The organism is Robertmurraya mangrovi (assembly GCF_034427655.1).
Lineage (GTDB): Bacteria > Bacillota > Bacilli > Bacillales > Cytobacillaceae > Robertmurraya_A > Robertmurraya_A mangrovi.
This window is the reverse complement of record NZ_JAXOFX010000016.1, coordinates 94,883-114,458: the sequence shown is the minus strand read 5'-3', so window position 1 is coordinate 114,458 and position 19,576 is coordinate 94,883. Positions and strand designations below refer to the sequence as shown.

At 35.1% G+C, this 19,576-nt stretch carries 19 protein-coding genes; 11 read left to right on the top strand and 8 right to left on the bottom strand.

What is annotated here, in order from left to right; all coding sequences use genetic code 11:
- Positions 1 to 363 precede the first annotated feature (363 nt).
- From SM124_RS19060 to SM124_RS19050, 3 genes are all read left to right on the top strand, one after another.
- Complete coding sequence (locus tag SM124_RS19060) at positions 364 to 1,134, top strand: SDR family oxidoreductase (RefSeq protein WP_322448118.1); 771 nt, start codon at positions 364 to 366, stop codon at positions 1,132 to 1,134.
- Positions 1,135 to 1,378: 244 nt separating this feature from the next.
- Complete coding sequence (locus SM124_RS19055) at positions 1,379 to 2,896, top strand: HD-GYP domain-containing protein (RefSeq protein ID WP_322448117.1); 1,518 nt, start codon at positions 1,379 to 1,381, stop codon at positions 2,894 to 2,896.
- A gap of 295 nt (positions 2,897 to 3,191) precedes the next feature.
- A complete protein-coding gene (locus SM124_RS19050) occupies positions 3,192 to 4,109 on the top strand; it encodes an aminoglycoside phosphotransferase family protein (protein WP_322448116.1) in 918 nt (305 codons plus the stop codon).
- Positions 4,110 to 4,179: 70 nt separating this feature from the next.
- Here the strand turns inward: SM124_RS19050 and SM124_RS19045 are convergent, their stop codons facing one another.
- Both SM124_RS19045 and SM124_RS19040 read right to left on the bottom strand, forming a co-directional pair.
- The gene (locus SM124_RS19045) at positions 4,180 to 5,547 is read right to left on the bottom strand and encodes an MATE family efflux transporter (protein WP_322448115.1); all 1,368 of its coding nucleotides are present in this window, start codon (positions 5,545 to 5,547) and stop codon (positions 4,180 to 4,182) included.
- Positions 5,548 to 5,656: 109 nt separating this feature from the next.
- Positions 5,657 to 6,751 carry a mechanosensitive ion channel family protein gene (locus SM124_RS19040; RefSeq protein WP_322448114.1) on the bottom strand — a complete coding sequence of 365 codons (1,095 nt, stop codon included), beginning with the start codon at positions 6,749 to 6,751 and terminating at the stop codon, positions 5,657 to 5,659.
- Between the two features lie 133 nt (positions 6,752 to 6,884).
- Between SM124_RS19040 and SM124_RS19035 the strand changes: the two genes are divergently transcribed.
- From SM124_RS19035 to SM124_RS19015, 5 genes are all read left to right on the top strand, one after another.
- A complete protein-coding gene (locus SM124_RS19035; RefSeq protein ID WP_322448113.1) occupies positions 6,885 to 7,667 on the top strand; it encodes a carotenoid biosynthesis protein in 783 nt (260 codons plus the stop codon).
- Entirely contained in the window at positions 7,645 to 8,367 is a 723-nt protein-coding gene (locus SM124_RS19030) for a lysophospholipid acyltransferase family protein (protein ID WP_322448112.1), read from the top strand. Before SM124_RS19035 ends, SM124_RS19030 begins: the two co-directional genes overlap by 23 nt.
- A gap of 1 nt (position 8,368) precedes the next feature.
- Entirely contained in the window at positions 8,369 to 9,472 is a 1,104-nt protein-coding gene (locus SM124_RS19025; RefSeq protein ID WP_322448111.1) for a glycosyltransferase family 2 protein, read from the top strand.
- Positions 9,469 to 10,935 carry a phytoene desaturase family protein gene (locus tag SM124_RS19020; RefSeq protein WP_322448110.1) on the top strand — a complete coding sequence of 489 codons (1,467 nt, stop codon included), beginning with the start codon at positions 9,469 to 9,471 and terminating at the stop codon, positions 10,933 to 10,935. The genes SM124_RS19025 and SM124_RS19020 overlap by 4 nt, the downstream gene beginning before the upstream one ends.
- Before the next feature lie 126 nt (positions 10,936 to 11,061).
- Complete coding sequence (locus tag SM124_RS19015) at positions 11,062 to 11,868, top strand: hypothetical protein (RefSeq protein ID WP_322448109.1); 807 nt, start codon at positions 11,062 to 11,064, stop codon at positions 11,866 to 11,868.
- A 69-nt stretch (positions 11,869 to 11,937) separates the two neighbouring features.
- Here the strand turns inward: SM124_RS19015 and SM124_RS19010 are convergent, their stop codons facing one another.
- The 4 genes from SM124_RS19010 to SM124_RS18995 all read right to left on the bottom strand — a co-directional run bounded on the left by SM124_RS19010 (position 11,938) and on the right by SM124_RS18995 (position 15,578).
- Positions 11,938 to 12,498, bottom strand: a complete 561-nt coding sequence (locus SM124_RS19010) for a GNAT family N-acetyltransferase (RefSeq protein WP_322448108.1) — start codon at positions 12,496 to 12,498, stop codon at positions 11,938 to 11,940.
- Between the two features lie 305 nt (positions 12,499 to 12,803).
- The gene (locus SM124_RS19005) at positions 12,804 to 13,931 is read right to left on the bottom strand and encodes an amidohydrolase (protein WP_322448107.1); all 1,128 of its coding nucleotides are present in this window, start codon (positions 13,929 to 13,931) and stop codon (positions 12,804 to 12,806) included.
- 255 nt (positions 13,932 to 14,186) lie between these two features.
- Positions 14,187 to 14,783: an undecaprenyl phosphate transporter UptA gene (uptA, locus tag SM124_RS19000; protein WP_322448106.1), complete on the bottom strand. Its 597-nt coding sequence runs from the start codon at positions 14,781 to 14,783 to the stop codon at positions 14,187 to 14,189.
- Between the two features lie 15 nt (positions 14,784 to 14,798).
- Positions 14,799 to 15,578: an undecaprenyl-diphosphate phosphatase gene (locus SM124_RS18995; protein WP_322448126.1), complete on the bottom strand. Its 780-nt coding sequence runs from the start codon at positions 15,576 to 15,578 to the stop codon at positions 14,799 to 14,801.
- 258 nt (positions 15,579 to 15,836) lie between these two features.
- Between SM124_RS18995 and SM124_RS18990 the strand changes: the two genes are divergently transcribed.
- Positions 15,837 to 16,157 (top strand): DUF4870 domain-containing protein, encoded by a 321-nt coding sequence (locus tag SM124_RS18990; protein WP_322448105.1) that lies wholly within the window; start codon positions 15,837 to 15,839, stop codon positions 16,155 to 16,157.
- 200 nt (positions 16,158 to 16,357) lie between these two features.
- Positions 16,358 to 17,209 (top strand): patatin-like phospholipase family protein, encoded by an 852-nt coding sequence (locus tag SM124_RS18985; RefSeq protein ID WP_322448104.1) that lies wholly within the window; start codon positions 16,358 to 16,360, stop codon positions 17,207 to 17,209.
- Positions 17,210 to 17,259: 50 nt separating this feature from the next.
- Here SM124_RS18985 and SM124_RS18980 read toward each other — a convergent pair whose 3' ends face one another.
- Positions 17,260 to 17,754, bottom strand: a complete 495-nt coding sequence (locus tag SM124_RS18980) for a GNAT family N-acetyltransferase (RefSeq protein WP_322448103.1) — start codon at positions 17,752 to 17,754, stop codon at positions 17,260 to 17,262.
- Between the two features lie 348 nt (positions 17,755 to 18,102).
- The gene (locus SM124_RS18975) at positions 18,103 to 18,660 is read right to left on the bottom strand and encodes a YdcF family protein (protein ID WP_322448102.1); all 558 of its coding nucleotides are present in this window, start codon (positions 18,658 to 18,660) and stop codon (positions 18,103 to 18,105) included.
- Positions 18,661 to 18,759: 99 nt separating this feature from the next.
- On the opposite strand from SM124_RS18975, the gene SM124_RS18970 reads away from it, so the two are divergent.
- Positions 18,760 to 19,542 carry a hypothetical protein gene (locus tag SM124_RS18970; RefSeq protein WP_322448101.1) on the top strand — a complete coding sequence of 261 codons (783 nt, stop codon included), beginning with the start codon at positions 18,760 to 18,762 and terminating at the stop codon, positions 19,540 to 19,542.
- The last annotated feature ends 34 nt before the right edge of the window (positions 19,543 to 19,576 follow it).

The following is a 19,576-nucleotide window of genomic DNA, read 5'->3' as shown; positions in this document are numbered from 1 at the left end:
CTAAAGGCTCATAGCTTAACTTAGTAAAGAAGCCGAATATAGCTTCTCTTATTAAAGATGCCTAAAAACAACCTATATACCAATGTTGAGTGGGGGCCTTGACAGTTTCGTTCATATCAGGAGGCTCGACTTCCTCCCGAGGAAGAATTCGCACTTTGAAAAAATCGGCTTTTGGATTTTATTATTAATTCTTCCCTGCGGAAAGCAAGTGCCTGGAGCGGAGAGGAACGGACAGAATAATATGCAGACACCAATCTTTTAAAAACAGTTTAATAAAAAAGCTTTAAATTTGCATATCCTAAATGTTCTTTTTAGTATATTGATAAGAGAATTAATAAAAAATATTTTGCGAGGTAATCATTTGTGAATATAAAAACCGCTTTGATCACGGGAGGAGCAACCGGTATAGGGAAACGTACGGCTGTTGGGCTCGCGGAAAAGGGCATTAACTTAGTCATTAATTACCGAAGCAGTGAGAAGGAAGCATTAGAGCTAGTTGGATTTTTAAATACTCAATATGGTACGGAAAATCAAATTGTTCAAGGCGATATCGCAAAACAAGAGGATTGCGTAAAAATTGTAGATATTGCTGTAACCAAATTTTCTTCTATTGATATATTAATTCATAACGCAGGTCCTTACATACATGAAAGAAAAAAAATGGTCGACTATACCTTTGACGAGTGGAACTACCTTATTAATGGCAATTTAAATGCTGTTTTTTATCTTACCAAGCTCTTAATTCCAAAAATGAGGGAGAAAAAATGGGGACGAATCATTACTTTAGGATTTGATCGGGTTGAGTCAACACCTGGATGGGTAAATCGCTCAGCCTTTGCTGCTGCTAAAACGGGGTTAGCTTCATTAACCAAAACGATTGCGTTAGAGGAAGCAAAGAATGGAATCACGGCTAATATGGTTTGTCCTGGAGATATTGTTGGCGAATGGAAAGAAAAAATGATTAGCGATACAAGAGATATTTTTGATGAACAATCACCCATAGGAAGACCAGGGACTGGAGAGGACATTTCAAGGGTGATTGAATTTTTAATTGATGAAAATTCAAGCTTTCTTACTGGAAGTGTTATTCCCGTAACAGGTAGTAAAGATGTTCTAGGGAAAATATATCAATAAAAGTGACAAAAAAGTCTGGCATATTACATGTCGGACTTTTTTTATAGTTGGATAATACCTGTATTTTTATAGTGTTAATTAACCAGCGTATCTTATAAATTAAGTAAAAGAACCTAAAAAACTCTATGAATATGGGATAATTAGTGTATTATAAAAATAGATTCTATACTCTAAAAGTAGAGTATGACACTTTCAAATTCTAGTCTATAGAGTTCACTTAAAATATCACACGTTCGGGTGGAATATGAAAATTTATCAGCAGTTTATTAGAAGGTTAGTGATTAATTATCTATTTGGTTCCCTACTAGCTGTATTCGGTATTGGGGGAACATTAATTTTTGTAACAATTGATTTAATTCATAATGAACAAAACATAGTTTTACTTTTAATGTTTAGTTCAGTTCTTTGTATGTTTTTTTGTGAAGGGTTAATATTTTTAAAACACTTAAAGCCTATTAAAGCAGTTTTTAAAGTGGAAACTCCATCACGGATAGTGGTAGAACAATCTATTCAGGCATTGTTAAAGTTTCCTCTCTCAACTGTTAAAAGAATCATGATTCCTCATTACTTAGGACTAACCGTACCTGCATCGATTGGTGCATACGTCCTTGTACATTTTGAATTGTTACATTTACCAAAGATGTATATCGTGTACGCGATTGTTGCAGCTTTTTTTATTGCTGTTTTACACGCATTAATCGAATTTTATTTAACACTCCAAGCAATAAAGCCTTTATTAATACATATTAAGTCAAGCTATCTTCAAAAAAACGAAGCTATTTTTAATGAAAATGAATTAATTCTTCCTATCAATCGTAAGTTCCAAGTGACCGTATTATTAATGGGGATATTACCAATTTTAGTGTTCTTGCTAGCAGCTCAGATTAAATTGTCCGATTTAACAGGAATGGATATGAACCTATACTGGAATTGGGCGGGGAGTATCCTCATTTTCACTGTTGTGTATGCATTCTTAGTGTCAAAATTTTTAACAAGAGATATCGAACAACCAATTAGAGAATTACAACACTTTATGAACAATGTTTATAATGAAAACTATGATTTTGTAAAGGTTAATGTCTATACAGATGAATTTTCACAAGTGTTCACTGGATTTAACCACATGACCAAGACCATTCACTCTAGGGAAGAAACGAATAAGCAATTATTAGAAAGCTTTATGGCTACGTTATCTATCACATTAGATGCACGAGATCCGTATACGTCTGGTCACTCTATGCGTGTAGCTTCTTATTCATACGAGATTGGTAGGGAATTGAATTTATCAAAAGAGGACCTAGAATTGCTTTATCAAACGGCACTCCTCCATGATATTGGGAAAATTGGTGTTCCTGATTCGGTCCTATTAAAGGATGGTAAATTAACTGATGATGAATTTAGCTATATTAAAGCCCATCCAGTTATTGGTGAAAACATACTTAAACAAGTACAACCAGCAAGTAAAATCGCGGGGTTACTTCCGGGTGTACGACACCATCATGAAAGAATAGACGGAAGAGGATATCCTGACGGTTTAACAGGGACTGATATTCCTTACTTTGGTCGAATTATTGCCGTAGCAGATGGCTTTGACGCCATGACGTCCGACCGCCCATACCGCAAAGGCATGTCAATTGAAAAAGCAATTGAAATTCTTAAAAGTGGTAAGGGTACACAATGGGATGAAACCATTGTTGATGTGTTCATTACAATCATTAATAGCAAACAAATAAAGGGGCCATTTGAAAAAGCTGTAGGTTAATAGAAAGAGTGAGATGGGCCTTAATGTTTTAACATAGTAGGTTACCTCTAATTGTTTCCGGTTACTAGTTGATTGGAGCAAAGCGACTGAGGAGGCTCAAGACACACCCCGTGGAAAGCGTTCTCCCGTAGAGGAAATCAACGGTTATCTAAAATATGACAGTAGGAAAGTTAATAAAGCTTTTTTCTTTTTTTGAAACCTTTCTTCTCTTAGGAAGGTTTTTTAGCTTTTTTATAGAATGGCTTATCAAAAAACCCTGTAGAATAACCATTTATACAATTAGGAGGTTTTTTAATTGAGTACTGAAACTTTACTAAATCCATTCCAGAAAAAAATAAACCAACTAAAAGTAAATTTTAAAATAGACAAAGGTTTTTCCGGCGAGGAAAAATACTGCTTATCAGATCAAGAAGGGAATCAATATTTATTGAGAGTGTGTGATATAGAAAGGCTTGAATCTGCAAAAAATCATTTTCAATTACTACAATCTGTTGAGGCATTAAACATTCCAATGACAAGGCCAATTGGATTGGAGTTGATTGAAAAGGAACAGAAAGTAGCTATGCTTCTTACATACGTAGAAGGTGTAGACGGGGAAGAAAGCTTATCGTCCCATACTGAGGAAGAACAGTATAGAATTGGTTTATCAGCGGGGGAAGTTTTACGGAAGCTGCATACCATCCCTGCTCCGAGTAATCTAGAACTATGGGATGTTTTGAAGTCAAATAAACATGCAAGGTATGAGAAGACATTTTTAACTTTAGAAGGATATTCTGAATACAAATACATTGTTGAGTACATAAGGGAAAATGAACATAAGTTGGAAGGAAGACCAAATATGCTTTTACATGATGACTTTCATCCATCAAACTTAATCATTCATAATAAAGAATTTGCAGGTGTAATAGATTTTAATCGATTTGAATGGGGCGACCCTTATCATGATCTTCATAAAGTGGCTTTATTTACGAGAAATATATCGGTTCCGTTTGCAAGAGGACAAATTCATGGGTATTTTCAAGGTAATCCTGATGAAGAATTTTGGGAACGGTATACACTCTATGCGGCGATGGCCATCATTTCAGCAATCGTGTGGACACAACAATTTTACCCAGAGCAAATGGAAGGAATGATTACAAGATGTGAGCAAATCATAAAAGATCACCACAACTTCCAATCATCCATTCCTAGCTGGTATAGACAATATAATTAGAGGATACTGGACTTTGGAATTTAGACATAAAAAGATGAGAGTCAATCCAATAAAGGATTGACCTCTCATCTTAACCTAAATTCCCTTTAACAACAGAGTACTTCTTCCTCTGAATATAAATCAATCGGCTTGATAAGCCAATTGCTCCAGCAGCCAAACCTACTATTAAACCAATCCAATAACCAAAGGCTCCTAAATCAGTGGAATTCGCTAAATAGTAGCCAAAAGGTAGACCAATAACCCAATAAGAAATCAGCGATAAAATAAATGTCGCATTCACATCTTTATACCCTCTTAGTGCCCCTTGAATTGGTGCAGCAATAGCATCCGAGAGCTGGAAGAATAAAGCGTAAATTAAGAAATGAGCAGTTAGTTTTAACACATTTGCATCACTAGTGTAAATACCAGCAATAGGTTCCCTGTATAAATAAAGAACAATGCCACAAAGAACGGCTAAAGTAACACCCATTGCAACCCCAATCCAACTATACTCCTTGGCATCTTTATACCTTTTAGCACCTACTTCAAATCCAACAACAATGGTTAAGGCCATTGAAATGCTTAATGGGATCATATATAGAAAAGATGCAAAGTTTAAGGCGGCTTGGTGAGAGGCAATGGTCGCCGTGTCAAAGTTACTCATGAGTAACGTAACGGCAGAAAAGATACTAGTTTCAAAGAAAATGGATAATCCAATCGGTACACCAATGAGTAAGATTTCTTTCCATTTTCTTAGAGATATGCCGTACAACTTGTTGAAGACTTGAAATTCAGAAAAGGGCTTTTGTTTCATAATGATGAAGATGGAGATTATTGTAACTAACCAGTAGGTAATTGCAGAGGCATAACCTGCTCCGACCCCTCCAAGTTCAGGAAAGCCAAATTTTCCGTAAATTAATACATAATTAAAAGAAATATTGATTGGTAGTGTTAATAAGGTAATAAGCATGGTTACTCTTGTTTTTCCTAAAGCATCAATAAAGGAACGGAGTACATTATAAACAAATAACGGAATCATTCCAAAGCTTAACGCCACTAAATAATCATGGGCTGTTTCATAAACTTCTCGTTCTAAATTCATCCCTTTAAGGATCGGATTTAATGAAAAGGCACCTACAATCATAACTATAATGGCCATGATCAAAGCCAAATAAGAACCCTGGATCACATTGTAGGCAACTTCATGATCCTTTTTCCCGCCAACTAACTGAGCAACAATGGGAGTTATCGCAAGTAAAATCCCGCTAAGGCCTGTAAAAACAGGTATCCAGAGGGAAGAGCCAATTGCAACACCGGCAAGTGCTTCTGGACTGTAATGTCCTGACATGGTCGTGTCAAAGAAATTCATTGAAAACATCCCGAGTTGAGTGACTAATACAGGAATAAGTATAACTAGGAGTTGATTAATTTTTTGCTTTTTATTATAAGTTTGATTCATTCTTTGGCCCTCTTTTTCTCTTTTCGAATACCGAAAGAATTATATCATATTTTAAGGTAAAAGAATGGAACCATTTTACTTATTTTCAGTTTCAGGTCTAGATGTTTTATTATGAGGAAAGTGCTTCAAATCTTTTCTCATTTTCAATGACAACTTGATCTGATTGAAGGACTAAAGTTCTTGTTGGAAACGCAATATCAACCTTAAGCTCTTCAAGAATGGCCATGATTTTAAAATTAATATCTTCTTTTATGTTTAAATAATCTGCGAAATTAATAACATTAGTAAAGAAATACATGTAAATATCCAGACTAGAATCATTAAAACGGTCAAATTTTACTATAATCGTATCATTATGAACCTCTTCATGTTCGATTAGCATTTGCTCAATTTCATAAACAACTTTTTCTAGCTTTTGTTTGGTTGTAGAGTAGGTTACACCAAGGTGAAAGGTGATTTGTCTTTTTCCCATCTTGGACCAGTTAACAATCGGCTCGTTTGCAAGGGTTGAATTTGGAACTGTCACTAATGCTTGAGCAAATGTACGAATCTTCGTACTCCTAAACGTAATATCTTCTACAATCCCTTCAACACTAGGCGTCTTGATCCAATCTCCAATCGTAAAAGGCTTTTCTGTCACAATGACAACCCCACCAAATAAATTACTAATCGTTTCCTTTGCTGCTAAAGCAAAAGCTAAGCCACCTAGGCCTAGACCAGCTATGAAGCCATTCACATTGAATCCCCATTCTTCTGCTATCATACATATGGCCATTGTCACAATAATGGTCTTTAAAAGCTTTGTAATAAAAGGAATCACAATCTTGTCCACATTAAAATCAAGCCTCTCCATTAATCGAGGAAATAACACATCGGTAACAGTACTGAAATTAAAGGCTCCCCATGAAATTAAGCCAATAAGTGCTGTTCTAAGGAGACTTTGTTCCATAGAAGTAGTCATTAATGTAAATGGTATAAATTTGATTGTTAAATATAAACCAAATATAACTATAAACCATCTAATGGGTTTCTCGTAAGCGAGTATTAATTTTGTGCCAAAATCTACTTTAAGTTTCTGAGTTAGAGCAAGGATCAGTTTAATAAGCTGGTTGGTGAGCAACTTTCTTAAAAAAATAAAGGTTAGGAATATACTTAATGCCATTCCTAATTGTAAAAGGGTTTCATTATTGAGACTAAAGTTCATACACATCCTCCGCACATCTAAATTAGAAATAAGTGATTTGTCGGGCTAAAATAGTAAATCATCAACATAAGAAGTGGTGCTTCATTCTAATCATATTTATCTAAATACAATATTATTATCTTGAGGTGAGAATTTGAGGACAAAGGAGTATATTTACCGTACATTTCTCGTGTGGTATTTTGTTGGAATTATTCTTGTAGCATTTGATTTATTGCCGGAAAGTTTAGAGTGGGCGAATGCCGTCTTTCTATATTTGGCTGGGATTGTAACGTTTATATACGCTGGAGTTGTTTATGGTTGGAGTTATGCCATTCAATCCTTCCTTATTGTCCTTTTTATTTCCATTGGAGCGGAACACTTAGGGGTAAAGTACGGATTGATTTTTGGGGAGTATTATTATGAAAAGGATTTCGGGATACAAGTATTCGGTGTGCCATTAACCATTGGCTTTGCCTGGTACATGGTCATCATGACCACACATGCAATCTCTAAAAAAATATTAAATCCACTCTATAACTTTTATTTTATTAAGTATATAGGTCTTACATCATTATTAGCCGTTATAATGGACCTAATCATTGACCCAGTAGCGTTTAAAGCAAAAGAATATTGGATATGGAATGGGGATAGCTTTTACTATGATATTCCTTTAAATAATTTTTTTGGGTGGTTTCTCGTTTCTATGATTATTCAAATCGTTTTATTTCCAATCTGGAAAAAGAAAAGCATGAATCTAGAACCTAGATGGGAGAAAAGAATAAGAATCCTTTATTTCTTAATTATTTTTATGTTTGTCCTGACTGCACTTCAAAGTGAACTTTATTTAGCTATGATTGTCGTCTTACTCAGTATCATTCCATTTCTTTTATTACTACAAAAGGGGGATAACATCCGTGATTTATCCAAAGAAGAGTAAGATGTTTGAAAGAGTTTTCTATTATTATCTGAATTATTCTTTTAGAAAGCATTTCTATAAAGTCCATGTAGATGTAAGTAAACTGCACATCCCAGAAGGGCCCGTTCTAGTATTACTAAACCACTCCAATTGGTGGGATGGACTTGTTTCATTTTACTTAAATCAGACCGTATTTAAAAAAGATAGTTATGCCGTAATGAGTAAAAAAGGAATAGAGGACTACCCGTTTTTTAGAAAGATTGGTGCCTTTTCGGTAGATCCCAACTCACCAAAAAGTTTAATGAAGTCCCTTCAGTTCGCGAAAGAATTGTTGGATGATAACAAGTATGTTTGGATGTTTCCACAAGGGAAAGAGGAGCACTTAGAAAAGAGACCTCTCGAGTTTATGAAAGGACCTGCTTACTTAATAGAAAAGTCTAAATCTATATCCATTGTAATGATTGCCTTGTATTACACCTATACTCATCATCAAAAACCGGAAATATTTATTAAGATGGTTAATATGAAACATCGCCCAATGGACCATCTTTCTCGAAAAGAAGTCACTAGTTTATTAGAAAATGAATTAACTAGTTTAGTAGATGTGTTAAAAGAAGATATACTAAATGAACGGACCTATCAATTTCAAGTTATGACGAAGGGTACTAGGACTGTAAATGAGTGGGTTGACCAACTGACAGATAAAAAGAAGGAAGCTTAAAATGAACGTATATATTATTTGCTTATTCTCGTTTTTATTGATTACGATTTTTAATATCCTAACGATGCCAAAACTAAATCGAAAATCAACTTATTTAACAAAAAATGAATTAGTTTCCGTTTTAGTCCCTTTAAGAGATGAAGAAAGAAATGTAATAGGGTTAATTCAATCTTTAAAAGAGTTAACCTATAAGAATGTGGAATTTATATTATTAGATGATCATTCGATGGATCAGACTTATTCCAAGTTAAGAGTTTGTATTAATAACGATAACAGATTTAACATTATAAAAGGCAAAGAACTTCCTGAAGGTTGGGTAGGAAAAGTGTTTGCCTGCCATCAGTTGTCAAAGATGGCAAAAGGAGAATACATGCTATTCTTGGATGCTGACGTTCGAGTGAAGGAAGACACGCTAGAGAAGTCTATTAACCTATTAAAAACTTATCGCTCGGGACTGCTAACAGGATTCGCGCGGTTTCCTACTGATGTATTTTTAGCCAAACTTTTAGTACCGATGCAACATTTCTTAGTTTATTTCCATTTACCAAATATAATAGCTAATCGTACGAAGTTAATCCCTTTTACAGCCGCGCATGGTGGATTTATGTTTTTTGATAAGCGAGTTTATGAAAAAATAGGTGGGCATTCAGCGGTTAAAGCTTCTTTAGTAGAAGATGTTCATTTAGCAAGGGAAGTTAAGCGTATTGGAAAAAAGGTGACCTTAACGAATATAAGCTCGCATGTAACTTGTTTCATGTATTCTTCTAATATAGAAGTATGGAATGGATTTTTAAAGAATACGTTTAGTGGAGTAGGACGTTCTGTTTTCTCCATCGTCTTGATGAGTGTATTTTACTTTATTTTTTATGTACTTCCATTATTTTTAGCAGTTGGAGGTCTTTTTTTCTCTCGTTCATTCTACATCTTGCCCTTAATCCTGATCCTTACGCAAACTTTAATCATTGATCTCTCTTCTAGACAAGGAGTGGGGCGTTTTTTTTATATGCCGCTAGCTGCGGGCGCATTCATTTTCCTAATGTTCAGCTCCATGAGGAGAGGAATGAATAGTAAAGGGTACGAATGGAAAGGAAGGATGTATGAATGAAGAAAGTAGTTATTGTTGGGGCTGGACTTGGAGGGCTATCAGCTGGAATTAAACTTGCTGCATCCGGATTTTCTGTAACCATTGTGGATAAAAACAATCATACCGGTGGGAAGATGATGCCGGTACAGTTAGGAGAATATTCATTCGACTTTGGACCAAACACGATTACCATGCCAGACGTTTTTAAAAGAGTATTTGAGGAAGTTGGGGAAAATCCAGAGGAATATCTACAATTTGAACAAATTACAGATCACACCAAAAACTGGTATATGGATGGGACTTCTTTTTTGCAAACTACTAATATTGAAAAAATGGAAAGTATATTAAGTTCAATAGATCGTTACAGTTTTAAAAATTACCATCGTTACTTATCGGAAACGAAACATCTCTATCAGTTGTCAGAGAAGCATTTTTTCTCTCGTACCTTCTCTAGTGTAAAAGACTATTTATCACCTAGCCTTGCGACGGCTTTAATGAGAGTAAGACCGCTAGAATCTATGGATCACTTTCATAGACGTTTCTTTAAGGATGAAAGAGTACTAATGGCTTTTAATCGGTATGCCACCTATATTGGTTCTTCTCCTTACAGTTGTCCGGCTACTTTTTCCTTAATCGGATATTTGGAAATGGTTGATGGAGTTTACTATACGAAAGGTGGAAACACTTCAATAGCGAGTTCATTTACTGAGTTATTTAAGAAGGTAGGGGGGAATCTTCTACTAGATACAGAAGTAACTAGTTTAATAATAGATCATAAACTAGTAAGGGGTGTCAAGCTCGCTGGAGGAGAGAAACTGGAAGCGGATCTTGTCATTTTAAATGGTGATTTGCTTACTTCTTACTCACATTTATTAGCGGAAACAGACCGGCCACATATGGATAATCGCAAAATTGCTTCGTTTGAACCGTCCATTTCTGCATTTGTCATGATGGCAGGGGTTAATAAGACTTTTAAAGAGTTTGTTCATCACCAAGTGTATTTTACATCTGATTATCGAAAAGAGTTTCAGCAAATCTTTATAGATAAAAAGTTACCAGATGACCCGACCATTTATATATGTAATTCATCCGCAACTGATCCTAATAGAACGAAAGGCAGCAACTTATTTATTTTAGTAAACGCACCTGCTAATCCAAACATGTCCCACCAAGAGATTGTAGAATATAAGGGAAAAATCTATTCGAAGCTTAAACAATTCGGTATAGATATTAGCCCTCATCTTGAGGAAGAAATGGTCGTTACTCCGAATTATATAAAAACACAATTTAATGCATATAAGGGTGCCTTATATGGTATTTCCTCCCACCGAAAAAAAGACGCTTTTCTAAGACCATTTAACCGTGACCCAGCGATAAAGAATTTGTTCTTTACAGGAGGGACTACTCATCCAGGAGGTGGTTCCCCTATGGTAACATTAAGCGGAATGAACACAGCTGAGTTAATCCTTAAGAATCTTTTCTAAAATTTTCGCATATATTGATTTTACAAATCTTATCTATGTGTCATACCTCTAAGTTTGAGTAATAATGCCCTAATGGAAGAACATTAGGGCATTTTGATTGTTTTTATAGTTAGGAGTTGAGGAAATATGCGTTCATTAATAGCTAACAAGCTTACATATATTTGGGGTGAAATAGAAAAGTACCTAGAGCAAGAGGATAAAAGAAATGCAAAAATAATCAGTGATGAACTAGTCAAACAAAGGTTATTTTTGTTAAAAAACTATCCTGCTTATTTATATGAATATTACTTGCTGGCGAAAGCCACATTGGAGCCTTCATTGCTGGTAGAACCATTAAATATTATTAGTTTTCGAAGTGGAAGTGGGATTGATTATGATGCATATTATGGTGCTCTTGATGAAGAGCATATCTCATCGTTTTCTTATACGGGTATAGAACCGGACTTATGGCCAGATCAAAGTGGTGCCCCACCTAATTACTTGTCTTGGGTATGGGGAGAGATGAATGATCTAAGTCAATTGAGTTTAAATGACTCTAATGTATTAATTTTCCCAAAGTCTTTAAAAAAATTAACCTATCAAGAGACGGATGCATTAAAAAGAATGATTCAAGTAAGCAAGATGGAAAGGGAGATTATTTGTATTGCTTTTTCAGCAGAAGAAGGAATGAAACCAGAATTTGAGAGAAATAAGTTTTATTCATTTGTACATACCATCATGAAATGGCAGAAGTATCAATTTCTGGATAAGAGTACTATTGAAAGGGACTCACTTTATAATTATTACAAGGCAAGAGATGGAAGATTTGATTATCCTTCAAGATTAATTCATTTTCTAAGGTCAAACTCAGTCACGAAAAAATGGCTCCCAGAAGTGGAAGGTAATAAAGTTTATTCTGAAGTTATTTTTTTAAAAAAAGCTAATTTGAAATAGGAATTCATTCTTCATAAAATAGTAAAACCACTCCTAAATTGGAGTGGTTTTTAAGTGTGTATGAATAAGTTATGCTTCTAACAATTGTGACGATTCTTGCTGCTCATGACCATGACGCATGACATGAAGAGTATATAAATCCTTTGGAATTTCATAAAGATTGTAGATATCTTCATCTTTATTTAATTGATCATAAATCGATTTTCTAGTCTCGTTTGCTTGAATCACATAAGGGAGCTTCTCTGCTGCTCTTTGAGAGCGAATATTAATTTTACGAATACGCATGAATACTGTTTCAATTCCTAATTCATAAAACAACTCTTCAAAAAAAGCATCTTTTGCTACCTTATTGTAACCTTTACCATGATAGGGTTTGCCAATCCAAGTACCTAAGAAACCAGCACCTTCTTCAATGTCAAATAAATTAATCGTCCCAATTGGAGCTCCCCATTCATCAAGAATCGTTCGTGAAACAAGTTCACCACGTTCTTCAGCTTCAATGGTTTGCTTTGTTAAGAATAAGAATTCATCGTATGAATTTGCTTTTTGGCGCACGAAAGGGAAGACTTCGGGGTGCGTCATCATCTCGTACAAAGCATGGCATTCGTGAAGATCACGTTTCTTGATCATGTTTATCCCTCCAATTGAGGGCAGTCCAATCCACACCAAGACAGACTAATGTCCTTGGTTTACCTAGGTCCACCCTCGAAATTTTTTGTAGTGCTAAAAAATTTCGGGGTGGGAATCGAACCCACTAGAACCAGCTTTACTGGTGGCGCACCATTTGCCTTCCCTATTGCTTTTTAATTATTTTTATATTGTATTGTTTTACCTTTAGTATCATACTAAATTTTTTTTAAAAAGGGAATAGGAAATTTGCTTATATTTTTTGATTAATAATGGCAAAATTCTACATACAAAGTTTGACAAAAATTTTATGATTCTCTATACACCATTTCCCCATGAATCATCGTCCATTTTGGCTTTGCTAAGAAATGAAAAGGGTGATGGCTCCATAAGACTAAATCGGCATCTTTTCCTTTATCAATACTTCCAAGACGGTCTTCAATACGAAGATTTCGAGCAGGTAAAATCGTGATTCCTTCTAGTGCTTTTTGTTCCGATAATCCTTCACGAACGGCTACTGCCGCACAGATATTTAAGTATTGAATAGGGGTATAGGGATGATCTGTTGTGATAGATACCTCAACACCATGATCGGTAAGCTCTTGGTAGGTTTTCCAACTTTTATTTTTTAATTCAACTTTTGAGCGTCTCGTTAATGTAGGACCTACACTTACCTTTAGATTTTTGTTCTCAAGTTCTTTTGCGATTAAATGACCTTCTGTACAGTGTTCAATTCTGAAGTCTAGGTCAAACTCTTCGGCAAATCGAATAGCAGATATAATATCATCCGCACGGTGTGCATGGATACGCAATGGAATTTCTCTTTTTAATGCTTTAACAATCGGTGCAATTCGGATGGAATCTGGATTGTCACTATGTTTAGCTTCGTAAAAGGCTTCCCTGAGCATTCCCATAATTCCCATACGAGTAATGGAATCTTTATTGCCTTGGCTATGAATACGTTTCGGATTTTCCCCAAAAGCTACTTTTAAGCCTGCAGTTTGCTGGATAATCATTTTAGAAATGTTATTGCCGAATGTTTTTATAACAGAGGTTGTTCCACCAATGATATTAGCACTACCAGGCATCACATGGGCGGTCGTAATTCCATATTTAATTGCATCAGAAAAAGCTGGATCTAATGGATAAACCCCATCTATTGCACGAATATGAGGACTGATTGGTTCATGTGTTTCATTTGCATCATTTCCAGCCCAACCTGTTCCTTCATCATATAAACCAAGATGTGTATGAACATCAATAAAACCAGGAAGTAGATACTGATTGTGACAATCTATGATTTTCGTATCACTATCAGCCGTAAGATTTTCTCCGACTTCAATAATTTTACCGTCTTTTATTAATACATCCCCATGAGGAATCGATTTTGATGTAACCGGAATGACGTGAGCATTTTTTAAAAGTATTTTTTTCATATTAATATCGTCCTTATATTTGTTTTTCTACATTTTATAATATTACAAGTAAAATGGAAGTGGAATATTGCAAAATTTGCCGAATTTTTGATAAATGGGGATGAATAGAAATTAAACACAACTATTTTTATATAATAAGTATAGTTTTCTGAAGCGAGACAACTGTCTAGCTCCGGCGCCAAGTTACTAGTGTACTTCGCTAAACGGGACATTTCCGCTTTTCTTACAAAAAAAAACTCATTGTCACATGAGTTTTTAATAATGATTTTTGGTTGCCCATTTTTTATATAGGAAATAAATGACTACAGAGACAACGGCAATGGTGATAATTGGAAGAATAAATGGTTTAGCATATGTTTCGATATCTCTCCAGTGATCCCCTAGTTCCATTCCTAGCAATAAGAAGAGTACAGTCCAAGGGATCATTGCACCGACAGTATAAATGGTAAACTGAGAAAGTGGCATCTTAGCAACGCCAGCTGGAATAGAAATAGCGTGACGAATAACCGGTACAAATCTTGCTGAAAAAATAACCCCTGTACCATACTGGTTAAACCACTTTTCAGAAGCATCTAAATGTTTTTTTTGAATGAGTAAATATTTTCCGTAGCGATCTAAAAAAGGGCGCCCACCGTATGCACCAAGCCAATATAGAAATAATTGGGCTAGTGTACCTCCTATTACTCCACTAATAAGTGCGCCAATGAAATGAATTTCTCCAATACTAATTAAAAATCCTCCATAACTCAGAACAATCTCACTTGGTATGACTTCAACCATCAAGCCAAGTGCAATCCCTAAATAGCCCAAATCAGCTAAGAACTCAAATACTTTCATGATTAGATCATGCATGATTGGCCCCCATTTTTAAAATATTCCAGATAATTGAAGGAGAAGAATGGTAAATCCTAATATCCAAACATATATGGCAAATACTTTTAATGATTTCTTTTTAAGGAAATTAATCATCCAGACAACTGCCACATAGCCAAAGATTGCGGACGAAGCAGTAGCAATGAATAGACTTGAAAAAGAAATAGCTTCCACATGTCCTGAGGCCAGTTCTCCAAATTGGAGTACAATGCCTCCAGCAATGGCAGGGATGGATAATAAGAAAGAGAAATAGGCGGCCGTTTCTCGGTCTAACTTTCTAAATAGGCCAGCTGCGATCGTTAAACCCGAACGAGATACGGCTGGAAATATAGCTGCAGCTTGAAAAGAACCGATAAATAGGGCATCTCCGTACGTGATATTGTCCATTTTTTTAGCACCTTTTTTTACTCCATCTGCCATCCATAAAATGAGCCCAGTAAATAAAAATTCCCAGCCAATCGTGACTCCAGTTTTTGAAATGGAATCAAATAAATCACTAAGCAATAGTCCTACTACCACTGCTGGAATTGTTCCCACTACTAGGAGCATGGAGAGCTTACCAAAAGGATTTTTGATTATTTGAAGCAATTCATTTTTATAAACCACTAACACTGCCAGTAAAGTACCTACATGAAGCATTGTATCTAGGAAAATACCGGCTTCATCTAATCCAAATAAATGCCTGCCTAAGTATAGATGGCCAGTACTAGAGATGGGAATAAACTCCGTTAAGCCTTGAATGATCCCTAGTATAAAGGCTTCTAATTTTGACATCATCTTCAAACACCTCCACAAAAAGTTGTCCTATTTAAAAATCTATTCAAGTTGTCCAAAACAAGAACAATAAAATTGGGGTGTTAATAGTTAAAAAGCAATCGTTTTAGAAAGTAAAAAATCAACGCACCAAATATACCCTGCCTATAGGATATACTTGACCTAAGTGAGGGGAATTCTAAGAAAAAGATGAAACCTTTTACTTGTATGAGCGTACATATTAGTAGAAGAAGATTTCTAGTAAAGGAGACAAAGAATATGCCTACACAAGAAGAACGTATGTTGGCAGCTGCAATTTATGTAATAAGCTTTTTTACCGTATTTATAGGACCTTTAATTATTTGGTTAATTAAGAAGGATCAATCATCGTATATTGATTACCATGGCAGAGAGTATTTGAATTTCTTAATCTCTTACAGTGTTTACACAATTGTTAGTATGGTTTTAATGCTCGTTCTAGTAGGTTTCCTAACGATTTGGATTGTAGGGATTTTAGCTTTTGTTTTTACAATCATCGGAGCTATTAAGGCTTATGAAGGAAAAGAATATCGAATTCCTTTAGTGTTTCGATTACTGTAGTTCGTTCGTCGAGATCTGGAAAAATTCCAGATCTCTTTATTGTTTACAACTCAGGGATTAATTTCGAATAGGTTCCATTGTCAGGTGGACGCTAATTGGGCGGATAGCGTACAAAAAATTACTAAAATGGACAAGGAGTTTGTTAAAATAGCTATAGAATTTTATTCTAATATATAAGTTTAAATAGGAGGGGAGAAGCGGTGTTCCAAAACGAAAGGATCGGACTTGTGTTAGAAGGAGGAGGGATGCGGGGAGTTTACACAGCTGGAGTACTTGAGAGTTTCTTAGAAAGAGATATTCAATTCCCCTACGTAATTGGAGTTTCAGCTGGGGCATGTAATGCTGCATCCTATCTATCCAAGCAAAAGGGTAGAAATAAAACTGTTAATATTAATTATATAAGGGACCCTCGGTATATATCTTGGAGGAACTTTTGGAAGAATAGGCAGCTCTTTGGTATGGACTTTATTTTTGATGAGCTTCCCCACAAACTTGTTCCATATGACTATGAGGAGTTCTACAAGAATCCATCTGAGTTTGTCATTGTAACAACGGATTGCGTGACTGGGGAACCCGTGTATCACGGGAAGAATGACTATGGAGAAGAAATGCTAACCATCTTAAAGGCATCAAGTTCTTTACCTTTTATGGCACCAGAGATTCATTTCGATAATAAGATTTTGCTAGATGGGGGCATCAGTGATTCTATACCTATCAAGAAGGCACAACTAGATGGGTTAAAAAAGAATGTGGTAGTGTTAACTAGAAATTCAGGCTATTTAAAGAGTCCATCAAAGTTTCATTTCCTGGTTAAAAGAAAATACCCAAAATACCCTGGACTTCAAAAAGCACTGATGAATCGATATAAAATGTATAATGAAACATTACATTACCTTGAAGAGGAAGAGACAAAGGGAAACATTATAATTATAAGACCAAAACAGCCAGTGGAAGTTGGTAGACTTGAAAGAGACCCGTTGAAACTAGAACGTCTTTATGAACAGGGTTACCATGATGCTAACCAAATGTTAGATAAAATCATGAATTGGTAATGTACTAACAAAAAATTGAACCGGTCGACCGGTTCAATTTTTAAATTCTACTATAGCCACTTATACATAAAATATTCATCAACAGCTTCCCCGTCAATCAGAAGAGAACCATGTTTCTCACCTTCAATAATAAAGCCCATTTTTTGATACAGCTTGACTGCATTTTTGTTGTCTTGAATGGCAGTTAATTCTAATCTTTTTAACTGAAGTCTCCTAGCCCAAATAAATAATTCTTCAAATAATTCCTTACCAATTCCTTGTCCTCTATAGTTCACATGGACTCCAACTACTAAGTAGGCACTGTGTTTGGCTCTTATTAAGTGATTTCCTTTAGCCATTAGGTAGCCGACCAATTCGTTCCCGGTATCAGCAACAAAGATGGTAGAGTTTGATTCCTTTAAGAAATGCTCTATCTTTTTACGTTCGGTTTCCACGTTTGAATCCCTTTCACCTGGGGCAAATAACATATAACCAGAATCATCTACCTGCTTTAATAAATGTAGAAATGCCTCTGCATCTGATAATTGAATCTCTCTAATCAACATCGTCCATACCCCTTTTATACCGTTTATTACCATATACTATTTTAAGAGTAGAGGAATGACAAGAACTATTAATAAAACTAGATTGTAAGTCTAAACTATCTTTTTTTGAATATAGTAGTAGAAGTATAAAGCTTGTAATGTCAGGAGGGTTAGTATGTGGTTTTGGATACTAGTTGTTGCATCTCCTTTTCTGTTTCTAATTATTTTAGAAGAGTGCGTACAATATTTTTCTAATAGATATGTATTTGGTCCACCTAAGTGGGAGATTAGTTTGAAGAAAGTGATAAAAAAGGGATTTGCGAAAATAAAGTTTCAAAAAAAACATTCGCCAAATTCATAGCAAATGTTTTATGTTCCTACAATTTTCATTTTTAGAATCGCTGCATACTCTCTCAGATATAGATTAACTCTAACTATGGCTGGAGTTTCAGCGGCTAATGGATGCCCTTTAATTCCCACTTTTCTTGCTAATTCAATCGATCGGTAAAGGTGAAAGTCGTTACTAACAATAACAGCCTCATGAACGTCATATAAATTTTTTGTAAAGCGTAAATTTTCATAAGTGGAAGTAGAAAGATCCTCTTCTAGAATTCGAGTCTCATCTATCCCGTTTTCAATAAAAAACGCCTTTAACGCACTTGATTCAGTAATGTCCTCTCCTGGACCTTGACCTCCGGTTGTAATGACCTTTGTATTAGGATTTTCATTCAAATATTCTAGTGCTTTATTCGCACGATTAAGCAAGCTTAAAGACATAACCTCTCCATTTACTTTCGCTCCTAACACGATTATATAAGGGACATCACTAGGGGGAGTTGTTTTTGCTGTTTTCTTTATCTGATAATGAAAGATTGAAATCATAATGATAGGGGACAGGAATAGAATGAGCAAAAGATATTTTTTCAAAAGTTTCACCTCAAATGAATTAGAATTGTAGAATCATTTTCAAAACCAAAAGTTAATAGAATTGATTAAAGATTCTATTTGTAATAAGGGAGATCACTTATGAACATTCAACAATATTATCGACAAGCTGCAAACATATCTCTAAATGCTAGTCTAGTCTCCATATATTTACCGGTACTATTTATTATTGTAACATCCATATTTATCCCAAATAGAGAAATTGTTATTTTAACTGTACCTTTTTTACTTTACAGTCTGATTTGTTTTCATAGCTTTCAATTAAATAAAGAGAGATACTTAGATTTAGAAAAAAAAGTTCTAGTTAATCATCATTCTGAAACTTTGTTTGAAGGCGTACATTTTCCAATCACCTTTGTACCTTCACCATCACTCCATCTTCTTATCTATAATCCTGACGGGGTACAAGTAGGAGAAATAAAGGATTTAAATAGTAAAAAATATCGTTGGTTCCTCCCTTACTTTCTTGATAAGCTCATTCCAATCAGCTATGGTTTTTTTGAAGGAGAGCGTTTAGTAGCTATCATTAACATTAAAAAGTATAAGATTGATATATTAAATGATAATAAGGAAATGATAGGATGGCTGGATTTAAACGGTAAAGAGGCAATATCGTATGTCAGTCCCACACATACATTCATAGTCCACCAACTTGCCAGTCCTTTATTTACCGATGTAAAGTTCCTTTCAAAGGAACAGTCTGTAATGTGTCGTGTTAGAAAGGGATGGCTACCGAGAGAGTGGAACAAATTTTCAAATGATCCGAATGTACCTGTATTGTCTTTTAAAAAACATCAATCTAAAGAGGAGCGTTTGGCTTTCCTGGCCCTCATAACTAAATGCTTTCGGTATAGCAATCATTAATAGAACTGAAGTTGAACAGAAAAATGGTTTTAAG